Origin of the sequence: Psychrobacter sp. Pi2-52, assembly GCF_904846705.1 — a bacterium.
In the GTDB taxonomy this organism is placed as follows: domain Bacteria; phylum Pseudomonadota; class Gammaproteobacteria; order Pseudomonadales; family Moraxellaceae; genus Psychrobacter.
Genome location: NZ_CAJHBS010000019.1, coordinates 22,914 through 36,464, shown reverse-complemented (window position 1 = coordinate 36,464; position 13,551 = coordinate 22,914). Strand labels below are relative to the sequence as shown.

13 protein-coding genes and 1 tRNA gene are annotated in these 13,551 nt (G+C 43.5%); 7 read left to right on the top strand and 7 right to left on the bottom strand.

Annotated features, from left to right (window positions below; all coding sequences use genetic code 11):
• Positions 1 to 4: 4 nt before the first annotated feature.
• The 7 genes from JMY00_RS10510 to JMY00_RS13695 form a co-directional block, all read right to left on the bottom strand.
• Entirely contained in the window at positions 5 to 1,009 is a 1,005-nt protein-coding gene (locus JMY00_RS10510) for a DUF1853 family protein (RefSeq protein ID WP_240990728.1), read from the bottom strand.
• Positions 1,010 to 1,387: 378 nt separating this feature from the next.
• The gene (locus JMY00_RS10505) at positions 1,388 to 2,311 is read right to left on the bottom strand and encodes a hypothetical protein (protein ID WP_201580110.1); all 924 of its coding nucleotides are present in this window, start codon (positions 2,309 to 2,311) and stop codon (positions 1,388 to 1,390) included.
• Positions 2,312 to 2,526: 215 nt separating this feature from the next.
• Positions 2,527 to 2,603: transfer RNA gene (locus tag JMY00_RS10500), tRNA-Pro, on the bottom strand.
• Positions 2,604 to 2,717: 114 nt separating this feature from the next.
• Positions 2,718 to 4,244: an Asp-tRNA(Asn)/Glu-tRNA(Gln) amidotransferase subunit GatB gene (gatB, locus tag JMY00_RS10495; protein WP_201580109.1), complete on the bottom strand. Its 1,527-nt coding sequence runs from the start codon at positions 4,242 to 4,244 to the stop codon at positions 2,718 to 2,720.
• Positions 4,244 to 5,740 (bottom strand): Asp-tRNA(Asn)/Glu-tRNA(Gln) amidotransferase subunit GatA, encoded by a 1,497-nt coding sequence (gene gatA / locus JMY00_RS10490; RefSeq protein WP_201580108.1) that lies wholly within the window; start codon positions 5,738 to 5,740, stop codon positions 4,244 to 4,246. The genes gatB and gatA overlap by 1 nt, the downstream gene beginning before the upstream one ends.
• Before the next feature lie 81 nt (positions 5,741 to 5,821).
• Complete coding sequence (gene gatC, locus JMY00_RS10485) at positions 5,822 to 6,136, bottom strand: Asp-tRNA(Asn)/Glu-tRNA(Gln) amidotransferase subunit GatC (RefSeq protein ID WP_057758683.1); 315 nt, start codon at positions 6,134 to 6,136, stop codon at positions 5,822 to 5,824.
• Positions 6,137 to 6,661: 525 nt separating this feature from the next.
• Positions 6,662 to 6,790 carry a hypothetical protein gene (locus JMY00_RS13695; RefSeq protein WP_259358613.1) on the bottom strand — a complete coding sequence of 43 codons (129 nt, stop codon included), beginning with the start codon at positions 6,788 to 6,790 and terminating at the stop codon, positions 6,662 to 6,664.
• A gap of 34 nt (positions 6,791 to 6,824) precedes the next feature.
• Between JMY00_RS13695 and JMY00_RS10480 the strand changes: the two genes are divergently transcribed.
• The 7 genes from JMY00_RS10480 to rplC all read left to right on the top strand — a co-directional run bounded on the left by JMY00_RS10480 (position 6,825) and on the right by rplC (position 13,546).
• Positions 6,825 to 7,853, top strand: a complete 1,029-nt coding sequence (locus JMY00_RS10480; RefSeq protein ID WP_082624553.1) for a rod shape-determining protein — start codon at positions 6,825 to 6,827, stop codon at positions 7,851 to 7,853.
• 313 nt (positions 7,854 to 8,166) lie between these two features.
• A complete protein-coding gene (mreC, locus tag JMY00_RS10475; protein ID WP_201580107.1) occupies positions 8,167 to 9,027 on the top strand; it encodes a rod shape-determining protein MreC in 861 nt (286 codons plus the stop codon).
• 118 nt (positions 9,028 to 9,145) lie between these two features.
• Positions 9,146 to 9,631, top strand: a complete 486-nt coding sequence (gene mreD / locus JMY00_RS10470) for a rod shape-determining protein MreD (protein ID WP_201580106.1) — start codon at positions 9,146 to 9,148, stop codon at positions 9,629 to 9,631.
• A gap of 99 nt (positions 9,632 to 9,730) precedes the next feature.
• Positions 9,731 to 10,414, top strand: a complete 684-nt coding sequence (locus JMY00_RS10465) for a Maf family protein (protein WP_201580105.1) — start codon at positions 9,731 to 9,733, stop codon at positions 10,412 to 10,414.
• Positions 10,415 to 10,534: 120 nt separating this feature from the next.
• Positions 10,535 to 12,136, top strand: a complete 1,602-nt coding sequence (locus JMY00_RS10460; protein WP_057758694.1) for an Rne/Rng family ribonuclease — start codon at positions 10,535 to 10,537, stop codon at positions 12,134 to 12,136.
• A gap of 410 nt (positions 12,137 to 12,546) precedes the next feature.
• Positions 12,547 to 12,858 carry a 30S ribosomal protein S10 gene (rpsJ, locus tag JMY00_RS10455; RefSeq protein WP_010196670.1) on the top strand — a complete coding sequence of 104 codons (312 nt, stop codon included), beginning with the start codon at positions 12,547 to 12,549 and terminating at the stop codon, positions 12,856 to 12,858.
• Between the two features lie 49 nt (positions 12,859 to 12,907).
• Positions 12,908 to 13,546 carry a 50S ribosomal protein L3 gene (gene rplC, locus JMY00_RS10450; protein WP_057758696.1) on the top strand — a complete coding sequence of 213 codons (639 nt, stop codon included), beginning with the start codon at positions 12,908 to 12,910 and terminating at the stop codon, positions 13,544 to 13,546.
• Positions 13,547 to 13,551 lie beyond the last annotated feature (5 nt).

Genomic DNA, 13,551 nt, shown 5'->3' with positions numbered 1-13,551 from the left:
AAATTTATTCATCGAGCTGGTCTGACTGTCTTGGGTAAATAACGATTGGTCGATTGCCTTCAAAATATAAACCTGTTTTAGGTAGCTCGCTATCTGACCAAACTATCGGCTGCTGATGACCATCATAAGCAGTTCGCCCATCATAAAAGTCGCGCTTGGTGAACCACTCAATATAATGCGCGGCTCGCAAATCTGTAGTGTCAATCGTTGCAAGACTTGCCATGTCTCTTTTATCACACCACTCATGTATTGGAAAACTCGGCGTGAGCCAGTATGGCCAATCATAATCACCGCAATCAGCTGTGTTAATCGGTAAAAAGAATCGCCCTTTAATCACGCCATAACGCTTATCGATTTTTACCTGTCCGTGATTTTCTGTATCTACCCACACCGCTCGAAACTGCTTGGTTTGCATGTGTGTCATTTTACGCTGTAGATTATCATTGGAATTAATCCCAACCCAGTTCACAGGCTCAAAAGGTGCTGACCCCATAAAAAACTTAATGGCTAGCTCCCAATGTTCAACCAGCTGTTCTGCATGGTTATACAAAATCAAATCAAGCTCACCAGTCGTCTGCTTACCATTATAGAGCTGCACATTGCTAGCCAGTGTCTCATACGGATGCAGCTTGCGTGCAAACCCATCCTCTAACCAAAATGACAGTAAACCTTCAAAATGAAAACCCAGCCGATTGGGACTGGGGCGTTTGAGCAAATAGCGAGTCAGCTCTTGATAGGCGGCAGTGGTGTCTAGCTCTGTTAATCGTTGCTTATACGCCTCAAACTGCGTCTGCCAAAATTGTGCGCTATGCACGGCAACCGTATGTGTATTCTGGTGCGGAGCAAAGTCTAGCCACTGTGTCAAAACATTAGGACATGCCAATACATAAGACAAGTCGCGCACATAAGGTCGGCGGTAACGTTCCCAAGGAGAGTCATCTATGAGGCGATTAAATGTGGGCTGATTGACAAGCTCGGACATCGGATAAACCAGTGTGAAGGTGTACATTTACCCTAACGGCTCGCTTCATAAAAGTCTATAGGACACGAGTATCGGCTAGGGTAGTGCTCAGTGTTTTAGCGTTAAAATATAATATTAATATGATAAATATGAATGCTGATATCAGGCGGTGATAGCAGGTAGGGTAAAAGGATGCTGAGTACTATTCTAAGTATAGGGAGTAGCCGTTTTGATAAATTGCTAGGCGCGTTATGCGGTGGCTGCTCTAAATTAGGTGGGGTATAATCTTGCTGAGTCATTATCTAGCTCCATATTTGCCATAACGGTGTGCTACGGCTTTCAACATGGTTCTATGGTATGTGGTGATAAGGGGGTCATATAAGGTCACATGACGGTCATATGACCCTAAAAAATGACGATATGACCCTAATTATTTGGGTCTTTAATTTTTAGCTGATAGGCTTTTTTTAACCAGTAAGCTATAAAATTAGGTGATAGCGGGGTATTGAGGTTTTTTGAAGCATTTTCGATTAATAGGTTAGTGTTGCCTTTACCGCCTAGTGTTAGTTCATATTTAAGTTCACTCAATATGGTATAGATTAGCTTAGCTACTTTAGCTTCTGAGTTGGGCGCTAACTTCTTATCATCAACTGGCTTGTCTGCTAGTTCAGATTTAGCTTGTGCAAGTTGGCTCTTAAGGTCTGCTATTTGGTTGTTAGCAGTTGTCAACGCTTCTGTTAACTGCTCATTGGTCTTAGGTTCGCCATACGCTACTGTCGGTGTTCCCGTTGAAAAACTGCCGGTAGTTTTATTTTTCTCTATGTCAGCAATTAATTTCGCATTTTGTGCTTTTACGTCTGCTAATTCATCTTTGACACTTTTCAACTCGCTACCTTTTTTATTGAACAACTTATCTAAATCAGCCTTAGGAAATCTCAAATCAGAAAGCTCTACGATTGACGGCGTTATGTCATCACCAAACTCTATTGAAGTAAACTTACTACCAATTATATTTTTATATTTATTATCATCATCATAAATTGGTAATTCATCTTTATCATGCAATAAATAATAGTTGTAATAGCTTTGTATTATTCTTAAATTCGCTCCGTCTTTTAGTACTGAAGTAGCTTCTGGGGCATGGAAGTATCCTGATATATAGAACTCAAATTCTTCTATTTGTTCAGTCGAACCATTTTCAGCAATCTTTAGCGTTTTAATAGTAGCAAAATCATCATGATAAAATACGATGCTCAGTTTCTGTTCATTATGAAGGTCTAAGATAGTATCTTTCAATCTATAGTAATCCTCTTCTACTTCCAAGTCACAAGAATATCCATGCTGGTTCATATATTCGCCTACATCTTCAAGACTTAAGAAGTCCTTAAACAAATAGCTCACATTCACACCCCTACACCCTTAAACAAAGATAAATACAAGTCAGCCTAAAAGTGTGTGAATGGCTGACTTTTGATTGTCCATCATACAATCACCAACCAAATCTAGCACAAAAAAAAGCCAACCATTGAAAACAATGATTGGCTTTTCTCTATTACTGCTATGTTTGGTCGGAACGGCAGGATTTGAACCTGCGACCACTACACCCCCAGTGTAGTGCGCTACCAGACTGCGCTACGCCCCGAGTGACTGACTATTTTACGCAAAATTATGTATATTGCAAGGGCTATTTATAGCAGCCAAACTCTACAATATTATTCTGCATAGCATAGTCAGTATAATCGCTTAGCAGCCAATATTAACCCAATAATTCTTTTAGAATTTGGTTCACTTGCTGTGGGTTAGCACTACCGCGACTGGCTTTCATGACCTGACCGACTAGACCGTTAAAGGCTTTTTCTTTACCGCCACGATATTCTTCTACCATCGCTTCATTTTTTGCGATGACTTCTTCTACCATCGCTTTGATAGCGCCAGTATCGGTTTCTTGCTTGAGGCCTTTTTCTTTGATGATTTTATCTGCTGCATCATCGCCATCGCCGCCATCGCGCTCGTATAGAGCACTAAAGACTTTCTTAGCCAGTTTGCCAGATAGCGTGTCATCTTTGATACGCTTGAGCATGCCAGCCAATTGTTTGGCGCTGATAGGGGAGTCGATGATGTCGGTGTCATCTTTGTTCAGGGCACCGAGCAAGTCGCCCATGACCCAGTTGCCAGCCATTTTGGCATCTTGCTGACCGATTTCAGCCACTACATCTTCGAAGTAGTCGGCAATTTGACGACTACCAGTCAAGATACGAGCGTCATATTCTGACAGACCAAGCGCTTCTTCAAAGCGTGCGCGACGAGCGACTGGTAGCTCTGGCATCGCTGCTTTGATCGCATCAACCGTATGCTGCTCGATACGGACAGGCAGCAGGTCAGGATCAGGGAAGTAGCGATAGTCATTGGCGTCTTCTTTGGTACGCATGGTACGCGTTTCATCACGCTCTGGATCATATAGCATCGTTGCTTGTACGACTTTGCCGCCATCTTCTAAGATATCGATTTGACGCTCGATTTCACGATTGATAGCACGCTCAATAAAGCGGAATGAGTTTAGGTTTTTTAGCTCAGTACGTGTACCGAGATCAGCACCTGGCTTGCGCACAGAGACGTTACAGTCACAGCGGAATGAGCCTTCAGCCATTACTGCGTCTGAGATACCTAGCCAAGTAACTAGCTGATGAATGGCTTTGATGTAGGCAAGTGCTTCGTGAGCAGAGCGCATGTCTGGCTCAGAGACGATTTCGATTAGTGGTGTACCTGCACGGTTCAAATCCACACCCGTCATACCATCGACTGCATCATGGACAGATTTACCTGCATCTTCTTCTAGATGTGCGCGAGTGATACCCATACGTTTCGGATATTCGTTCTTTTCGCCTTCGTTGACGACGACATCGATATAGCCTTCACCCACGATAGGATTGGCCATCTGGGTGATTTGATAGCCTTTAGGCAAGTCAGGGTAAAAGTAGTTTTTACGGTCAAACGTATTAAACAGACCCAGCTCAGCATTGACACCGATACCGAATTTTAGCGCACGATCGACCACACCAGCATTTAACACTGGTAATACGCCAGGCAAACCCAAATCGACGATACTTGCTTGGCTGTTTGGCTCATGACCAAAGTCAGTCGGCGCACTTGAGAAAATCTTACTTTCCGTATTTAGCTGGCAGTGAATCTCGATACCGATGACCACTTCATAGCCATCGACAAATAGCTCTTTACGCACGGCGTGTTCACGGACGGCATTGTTATCAGTAGTAGCTGTACTCATTATACCGTCTCCTTTGCGATGGTAGAGTGTTGTAGGTGATGATCAGTATGCTGCTGGAACAGATGCGCTGTCGTGAGCAGTTGACTCTCTTGCCAATGCTTACCGATTAATTGCAAGCCAATAGGTAGGCCTTCTGTCGTCAAACCAACTGGCTGACTGAGGGCAGGTAGACCTGCTAGATTGACCGCGATGGTATAAACGTCACCTAAGTACATCGTTGCAGGATCTAGGTCTTCACTAAGCTTATAAGCCGCAGTCGGTGCAGTCGGGCTAGCAATCACATCACAGCTAGCAAAGGCTTCATCGAAGTCTTTGACGATTAAGCGGCGAATCTTCTGTGCTTTGGTATAGTAAGCATCGAAATAACCAGCCGATAGCGCATACGTCCCTGTCAAGATACGGCGCTGTACTTCAGGGCCAAAGCCTTCAGAGCGTGAGCGTGTATATAGATCGATAAGGTCCGTTGGGTTCTCACAGCGATAGCCAAAACGTACGCCATCGAAACGTGATAGGTTCGATGACGCTTCAGCAGGTGCTAGCATGTAGTAAGTGGCAAGCGTGATCTCAGGATCAGTGATGTTCACTTCTACAATCGTTGCGCCCAGCTCTTCGTATTTTTTGAGCGCAGCACGTGCTGCTTGCTCAACTTCGCTATCAAGCCCTGCACCGAAGTATTCTTTGGCCACACCAATACGAAGACCGTCAAATGGCTTATCACCAGCAGCGGCTTGGGCATCATCGATGTCTTGTACGTAGTCAGGCATCTCATATTTGATAGAAGTTGCATCGCGCGGATCATGACCAATCATTGGCTGGAGTAGATAAGCGCAATCTTTAGCGCTGCGTCCCATGCTACCCGCTTGATCTAGACTTGAAGCGTAGGCAATCATACCAAAACGTGACACACGGCCATAAGTAGGCTTGATGCCCGTTAGACCACAGAATGAGGCAGGCTGACGAATAGAGCCACCCGTATCACTACCGGTAGCAACAGGGACAAAACCAGCGGCAACAGCAGCAGCACTACCACCTGATGAGCCACCAGGGACGCGCTCTAGGTTCCAAGGATTCTGTACGGTGCCGTAGTATGAGCTACTGTTGTCTGAGCCCATCGCAAACTCATCCATATTGAGTTTACCTAAGCTAATCATGCCAGCTTTGTCGATGTTAGAAACGATAGTCGCGTCATATGGTGAGACAAAGTTATGTAGCATCTTTGAGCCACAAGTGGTCAGTACGCCCTGAGTACAAAAGATATCTTTGTGCGCCATTGGGACGCCAAGTAGCGGACGTTGATCGCCCTGAGCACGCATCTCGTCTGCCGCTTTTGCTTGTGCGCGTGCTGTTTCAGAGGTATGAGTGATAAAGCTGTTAATTTTGCCGTCTAGCGCATCGATACGCTTGATGTAGTGTTCGGTTAATTCGGCGCTGCTAAATTGTTTGTTTTGCAAGCCAGTAATGAGCTGCTCGGTACTTAATAAATGAAGTTCAGACATAAGGTGTCGTCCGTCAAAATGTTAATAGCATAAAATAAAATAGGATAATGGCAAATGCGTGATTGTATTACTCAGCCATTATTATTCAATCACCTGAGGCACTAGATATAAGCCTTCTTCTACGGCAGGCGCGACTGACTGATTACGCTCACGATTGATATCGTGTTTTGCTACATCAGCACGCAGCTCTTGGCAAGCTTCATGGATATTGGCTAGTGGCTTAATGTCTGTCGTATCAACGTTAGATAGCGTATTCATCAGTTTTAATACTTTACTGATATCATCAGCATAGCTATCGGCTGTACTTTCATCGACACCTAAGCGGGCAAGGTTGGCAACTTCTAGGATTTCTTCACGGCTGACGTTGCTGTCAGACGTTGCTGGCTGCTGAGACATAGTTTCTCCAGTTAAGGACAGTTTTTGTTAGAGTAGTTTACGAAAACGAAAATACGTAAGCGTTAAAATAGAAACAACTAAAATAGATATAAATAGTAAGTGGGCTTATTATAAAGCATCTGACTCAAGTTTACAGAGCATGACGCTTGATTGATGCACAATCTCAACCAAGAGACTGAATTGATAAAGACGTAATATTGAATAAGATATGGTGTTAGCCGAGCCATAATGCCAATTAAGACACAATGATTTACAGAGAATTGCAAAACTGACCCTCTAATTCATCATTGTTCCTTAATTGCTCTCCAATTAGCTTCTAAAATACGTTACAGTATGCATCTGCTATTAAGCAAAACATTCATCTGCCTGTAGAGCCTTGTTAGTTATCAGATTAAATGATGTTTCATTGAGTTGAATGATATTCACTACTATTTCAAACTTTGTAACAACTTTTGGCGTCTAAGACAAAAATCCTTACTTACTGATGCAAATATCTATGTTTTTTTTGAGCTAAATCGGTATAATTTAGCTCAGTTTTTTCATTTCATCATTATTGTTTGGATTTTGACTTGTTGGGATGATTAACTGTTGCCACAAGTAATGTTTAACGACGACCTGCTCAACACTGACGAGTAACACCTCAGTCAATCTCATTCGCCTCATTCGTAAGACGCTGGATATATTAGTCATGAACCTGTTTGGATTTTTATCAAATAATATCGCTATCGACCTCGGTACTGCGAACACCCTAATTTTTATTCCTAATAAAGGCGTCGTACTTGACGAGCCTACGGTGGTCGCGTTACGAAGCAATCGTACTCAAAACCCGACCGTCGCCGCTGTTGGTATCGATGCCAAGCAGATGCTAGGTCGTACGCCTGCGAACATCACAGCAATTCGCCCGTTAAAAGACGGTGTGATTGCTGATTTTGAAGTGACGCAAAAAATGCTTAAGCACTTTATCGCTAAAGTAAAAGCCAAGCGTTTTATGGCACAGCCTAATGTCGTGGTTTGTGTACCATGTAAGTCTACTCTAGTTGAGCGCAAGGCGATTCGTGAGGCAGTATCGTCAGCAGGTGCGAGCAAAGTATTATTGCTAGAAGAGCCGATGGCTGCGGCTATCGGTGCTGGTATGCCAGTTCATGAAGCCAGTGGTTCTATGGTTGTGGATATTGGTGGTGGTACAACTGAGATTGCTGTTATCGCACTGTCTGGTTGCGTATATGCTGAGTCGATTCGTATCGGTGGTGATATGTTTGATGAAGCGATTATCACTCATGTACGCCGTACGCACGGTTGTGTCATCGGTGAGACGACTGCTGAGCGCATCAAAAAAGAAGTCGGTTCGGCATTGAATGAAGACAGCCAACTAGAAGTAGAAGTTCGTGGTCGTAGCATGGCAGAGGGTGTGCCAAAGACCTTTACTGTCAATTCAGAAGAAGTGCAAAAAGCGTTGACTGATCCATTGAGCGGTATTGTTAGCGCTGTAAAAGTAGCACTTGAGCAGACTCCGCCAGAGTTGTCATCAGACATCGCTGAGCGTGGCATCGTATTGACAGGTGGCGGCGCGCTATTACGTGACCTAGACAAACTTATCTCACAAGAGACTGGTTTGCCAGTGACGGTAGCAGAAGATCCATTAACCTGCGTTAGTCGCGGTGGTGGTATCGCGCTTGATTTCATCAATAACAAAAGTTTAAACATGATTTTTGTTTAAGTCATCTTTATCTTCAATTGCCATATAGTCTTGGCAATATATGATGATTTATGTGAATGATGAAACTATAAATATAGTCGGTTCAATATAATTTGGATACAGGAAAGCCGAGCGAAAGTACTATAATTATTAGGCTGAGCGTGACTGACACCGTATCCGATTTATAGAAAATTGACTATATATAAAATTAAAGGTAGCCGATTGTGCTACCTTTAATTGCATTCATTTGTGCTAGAACCCAATATCCTCGATAAACACTCATGCTATAAATAAGTGCTATTGTTCATTTTAGAATCCTTAAATCAGACGACTTATGACTCCAAGTATTTTTGCTCGCCAGCCGTTATCACTTCGTAAGACTGTTATCGTATTGATAGCAGCCTTAATTTTGATGTGGTTTGATAGCAAAAACTCTGATTGGTTCAAGCCTGTACGTAGCACCAGTCATGCCGCCATGCAGCCAATCTATGAGCTGTCTCTATTACCAAGCTATGCCAAGCATTGGGCAGGTGGTAGTCTGCAATCAAAAGAAGCACTGCGTCGCGAAAACATGCAGCTAAAGTCGCAATTAATACACGCGCATGCCAAGCTACAACAGCAAGATTATATTTTGGCTCAGAACGCACGTCTGCAAGGTATCTTATCTACCACCAAGCCCGAGCAATTCGATCTTAGTTTGGCACAAGTCATTGGTACAGATACCAATTTGCTCAGACAGATTGTCGTGCTCAATAAAGGTGAGCAAGATGGCGTTCAAGTTGGACAAACGGTCATCGATGAAGACGGTGTATTAGGGCAGATTATTAATGTCTACCCGAATACTAGCCGTCTGTTGTTGATTACAGATGAGCAGCAGTCAGTTGCGGTTACTGTTAAGCGTACCGGTCAGCGTGCTATCGTTACAGGCCAAGGTATTCCAACCGCATTAAGCCTCAATTATGTCTTTAAAACCTCAGATGTGCGAGTAGGTGATGAGCTAGTGTCGTCAGGATTGGGCGGTCGTATTCCGGCAGGTTATCGAGTAGGGCGTATCTCGCATGTCAAAGACGAGCAAACCGATAACTTTAGAACGATCGAAGTTACTCCAGCAGCTAACTTTATTGACAATGCCTATGTATTAATACTTCAAGACAAGCTGCTAAACGAGAACAATGCTGCTGCTACTGCTCCATAGATAACGACGTAAGTCACAGTAGTAACGTTTTAAATCTTTCCATTTATGGTATTCACCTTGCCAATATCCAATCAACAATATAACCGCAACCATCAAACACTCGCTAAGGTAAGTACCCATGTCGTATCCTGATTCTGAGAATGCCACGGTACTCTTGATAGTTGTGATTGTTCTAAGTTTCATTGCTGCATCATCGCTCAATGTCTATCCATTAAGCCCAAGCATGGCCACACTGCGTCCTATGGTCATGATCATGGTGCTGATCTATTGGTTATTGTTTCAGCCCCGCTATGTTGGCATTTTTACCGCGTTTACGGTTGGACTGATTGCTGATTTATTGATGGATACCCATTTAGGACAGCAAGCGTTTGCCGCTGTTGTTGTTGCACTGGTTATCAAAATTACCAGTATCTATGTCAGACAGTTGAATACCGTTAGTGCTTGGTTAATTGCTAGTCTAGGGCTGGTTGTCTTTCAGGTAAATCTATGGATACTACAGATGTTTATTCAAAACGTCTTTGTCGCTCAGTCTGCTTTTTCATTGTTTATGAGTATCATCAGCTGGCCACTCGTACTGTTTGCTTTGCGCAAGTTTTCGCGTTAATGAGTCATTAGCTATTACTCTGATTAACAGCTTAGCTTACTCTGTCCGTAATACTATATGACCACGCGCATCATAAATTTATAAATAAAGAGAATATCGATGGATATCATTTTGGCATCTGGCTCTCCGCGTCGTCGTGAGCTACTAGAAAGAGCGCAACTAAACTTTACTATATTAAGTGTAGATATCGATGAGACACCGTTGGATAATGAGTCGCCGACAGCCTATATCGAACGTATGGTCGAAACCAAAGCTAATGCCGCGATACAACAATTGAGCGACACCTCTCAAGCAAATCACGATAACCTTACATCACCGTTTGTTATTTTGACTTCTGATACTATTGGCGTGCTGTCAGATGGTAAGACAGTATTGGTCAAGCCCGTCGATCGCGAGCACGCATATAGTATGTGGCAGCGTATGTCTGATAACGTCCACGAAGTATGGACTGCCGTTCAAGCGACTCAAGTACAGTTATTGCCTATAGCAGAACGAAGCCCCTCAGAACCTACACAGTCCTTTCAAATTATCAACCAGCAGAGAATCACTGAACGTACGGAAGTGACTTTTATACCACTGACGACACAGATGATGAGCGACTACTGGAATAGTGGCGAACCTGCTGATAAAGCAGGTGGATATGGCATTCAAGGACTTGGTGCTACATGGGTCAGTCGTATTAATGGCAGCTATACCAATGTCGTTGGTCTGCCACTGGCACAAACACTGGCACTAATCAAAGAAATGACAGAAGGCAGTATGGACACAGTCAACCCGTTATAATGAGATATGCACATAATGACACGGTAGGGTAATGGGCAATAGCAAGTCGCATTTGTTACACTGTCAATCTAATAGGCGATGACCGTCTAATAAGAAAGCTGAGAGATAAGAGAAAAAACTATGTCCGAAGAGCTGCTGATTAATATTAGTCCAATGGAATCCCGTGTTGCGGTTTTAGACAATGGTATTTTGGGCGAGATTTATATTGAACGACATCACAAACTGGGGTTGGTCGGCAATATCTATCTGGGGACGGTCGTACGTGTCCTTCCTGGTATGCAGGCAGCCTTCGTAGATATTGGTCAATCACGGACCGCATTTCTACATGTCAACGATATGCAGCGTGAACCACGCCCGGTTGCAGAAAAAAACAAAGCGGCTAAGGCCACTAAGCACGAGATAAATGAGGACGATGCGACTGCCAAGGCTTCTGCTGATAGCTTGGCTGTGACGCCGCCTATTGTCAGTGCGCAAAGTACGGAGATCGTACCAGCGTCTAAAACATTGATTCAGCATCGTCTGCATGAAAGTCAGCGTATTTTGGTACAGGTAACCAAAGACCAGTTAGGAAGTAAAGGTGCTCGTCTAACCACTAATATCTCGCTGCCATCACGTTATCTAGTATATTTGCCATCGAGTGATCATATTGGTATATCGCAGCGTATCGATGGTGAAGAAGAGCGTAGCCGATTAAAGACCGAACTTAGTAGCCTGATGCAGACGGTCAATCTAAAAGGTGGACTGATTGCCCGTACCGCTGCTGAGCGTGTTCCTGTCGATAAGCTAGAAGAGGACATCTATTATCTATTGCAGCTATGGCGTACTATCTGTGCTCGTCGTCAAGAGATTAATCATCATCAGAGCTCAGAGCTGATCTATCAAGAACTGTCATTACCATTACGTTCTATCCGTGACTTGGTTCACGCTGATACCGAAAAAGTCATCATTGATAATACGCAAATCTATGAGCAAGTCAGATACTTTGCCAAAGAATTTGTTCCATTTGTCTATGATCGTATTGTGCATTACACTGCTGAGCAGTCGCTATTCGATGTACACCGTGTCGAAGACGACTTACGTGATGCACTAAAGCGCCGTGTCGATCTAAAGTCTGGCGGTTATCTGATTATCGATCAGACTGAAGCCATGACGACGATTGATGTTAATACAGGTTCTTTTGTGGGCGGTCGCTCATTGGAGGATACGGTTTATAAGACCAATCTAGAAGCCACACATGCTATTGCTCGTCAGCTACGACTACGTAACCTAGGTGGCATTATCATTCTAGATTTTATCGATATGCTTGAGCAACAGCATAAAGATGATGTGCTTGAGAGCTTACAGGCACAGCTTACCCAAGATTACGCAAAAACTAAAATTACGCAGGTTAGTGAGCTTGGCTTAGTAGAAATGACACGTAAGCGCACACGTGAATCGTTGGGTCAACAGCTTTGTGAGCCGTGCTCAACTTGCCAAGGTCGAGGATTTGTTAAAACTGCAGAAACCGTTTGCTTTGAGATTTTCCGTGAGATTATGCGCTGTGCCCGCACTTATAATTCTCCCAAAAAGTTCACAGTGGTTGCTCATGCGGCAGTCATTGATTTACTACTTACCACAGAGTCAGACACAGTAGCCGATTTAGAGTACTTACTGGGTAGGGTGATTACTTTTGATGTAGAGAATCTATATACCCAAGAGCAGTATGATATTGTTTTAGATTAATATTATTCAAAAAAAATAATAATTTCAGATGAAAATATTTGTGTGATTAGTCGCTAGTCTAAGAATGGCAATCTCTAATCATACTAGAGATTGCTCTTGCAATATCTAAAATACTATGTATAATATACACCACTGAATTATATATGCGCAGCTGAATAAAAAAAGCTGGCGCTATGACAGCTAGAGCATCGTTTCTAGCACTATTTCATTATGCCTTTGCTACTTTCCAATTAATAGGAGGGTTGGCGGGGCTTTAAACTATTTTGCTTTTGGCACGCTATAAGTTCGGATAAAGAACTCATTCTGGTTAAGAACAGAAGGCCGCTTTAAGTGAATATTTAACCAAACTGCTTTTGATCATGGTCTTGCGACGCAAGAATGACAAAGGCACATATTAGGAGCTTGCTGGCATGGCTAACCAGAGAATCCGTATCCGTCTTAAGTCTTTTGATCATCGTCTGATTGATCAATCTGCACAAGAGATTGTTGATACTGCAAAGCGCACCGGTGCGCAAGTTTGTGGTCCTGTACCGTTGCCGACTCGCATTGAGCGCTTCAACGTTCTAACCTCACCACACGTTAACAAAGACGCTCGTGACCAGTACGAAATCCGTACTCATAAGCGTATGGTTGATATCGTTCAACCAACTGACAAAACTGTGGATGCGCTAATGAAATTAGATTTAGCGGCGGGTGTTGACGTTCAAATTGCTTTGGGTTAATGCATATTAAACACCCAACCCATTAATATAAGATATAAAGAGGTCTAAAATGGCGATCGGTTTAGTCGGTAAAAAGTGCGGCATGACCCGTGTCTTCACTGAAACAGGCGCATCTATCCCTGTAACAGTTGTTGAGGTCGATGCAAACCGCATTACTCAAGTAAAAAATACTGATGTAGATGGTTATCAAGCCATCCAAATTACCACAGGTACTCGTCGTGACAGCCGCGTAACAGCTGCACAAAAGGGTCACTTCGCTAAAGCTGGTGTTAAAGCTGGCCGTGGTGTTTGGGAATTCCGTGCCAACGAAAGCGATCTTGAAGGTCGTGAGATTGGTGGCGAGATTCTAGCTGACTTGTTCGAACAAGGTCAGATGGTTGATGTGACAGGACAGAGCAAAGGTAAAGGTTTCCAAGGCCCTGTTAAGCGTCACAACTTTAGTATGCAAGATGCTACTCATGGTAACTCAGTGTCTCATCGTGCGCATGGTTCAACTGGTCAAAACCAGTCACCAGGTAAAGTATTCAAAGGCAAGAAGATGGCGGGTCAGATGGGTAACAAACGTGTTACCGTTCAAGGCCTAGAAGTGATTTCGGTTGATGCCGAAAAAGGGTTACTTGTCATCAAGGGTGCTATCCCAGGTGCCACCGGTGGCGATGTTATCGTACGTCCGTCAGTCAAAGCCTAAGCAAG

Coding starts and splice junctions, on each gene's coding strand:
- JMY00_RS10510 (WP_240990728.1), bottom strand. CDS start 1,009: ATGTACACCTTCACACTGGTTTATCCGATGTCCGAGCTTGTCAATCAG.
- JMY00_RS10505 (WP_201580110.1), bottom strand. CDS start 2,311: ATGAACCAGCATGGATATTCTTGTGACTTGGAAGTAGAAGAGGATTAC.
- gatB (WP_201580109.1), bottom strand. CDS start 4,244: ATGAGTACAGCTACTACTGATAACAATGCCGTCCGTGAACACGCCGTG.
- gatA (WP_201580108.1), bottom strand. CDS start 5,740: ATGTCTGAACTTCATTTATTAAGTACCGAGCAGCTCATTACTGGCTTG.
- gatC (WP_057758683.1), bottom strand. CDS start 6,136: ATGTCTCAGCAGCCAGCAACGTCTGACAGCAACGTCAGCCGTGAAGAA.
- JMY00_RS13695 (WP_259358613.1), bottom strand. CDS start 6,790: ATGAGATTGACTGAGGTGTTACTCGTCAGTGTTGAGCAGGTCGTCGTT.
- JMY00_RS10480 (WP_082624553.1), top strand. CDS start 6,825: ATGAACCTGTTTGGATTTTTATCAAATAATATCGCTATCGACCTCGGT.
- mreC (WP_201580107.1), top strand. CDS start 8,167: ATGACTCCAAGTATTTTTGCTCGCCAGCCGTTATCACTTCGTAAGACT.
- mreD (WP_201580106.1), top strand. CDS start 9,146: ATGTCGTATCCTGATTCTGAGAATGCCACGGTACTCTTGATAGTTGTG.
- JMY00_RS10465 (WP_201580105.1), top strand. CDS start 9,731: ATGGATATCATTTTGGCATCTGGCTCTCCGCGTCGTCGTGAGCTACTA.
- JMY00_RS10460 (WP_057758694.1), top strand. CDS start 10,535: ATGTCCGAAGAGCTGCTGATTAATATTAGTCCAATGGAATCCCGTGTT.
- rpsJ (WP_010196670.1), top strand. CDS start 12,547: ATGGCTAACCAGAGAATCCGTATCCGTCTTAAGTCTTTTGATCATCGT.
- rplC (WP_057758696.1), top strand. CDS start 12,908: ATGGCGATCGGTTTAGTCGGTAAAAAGTGCGGCATGACCCGTGTCTTC.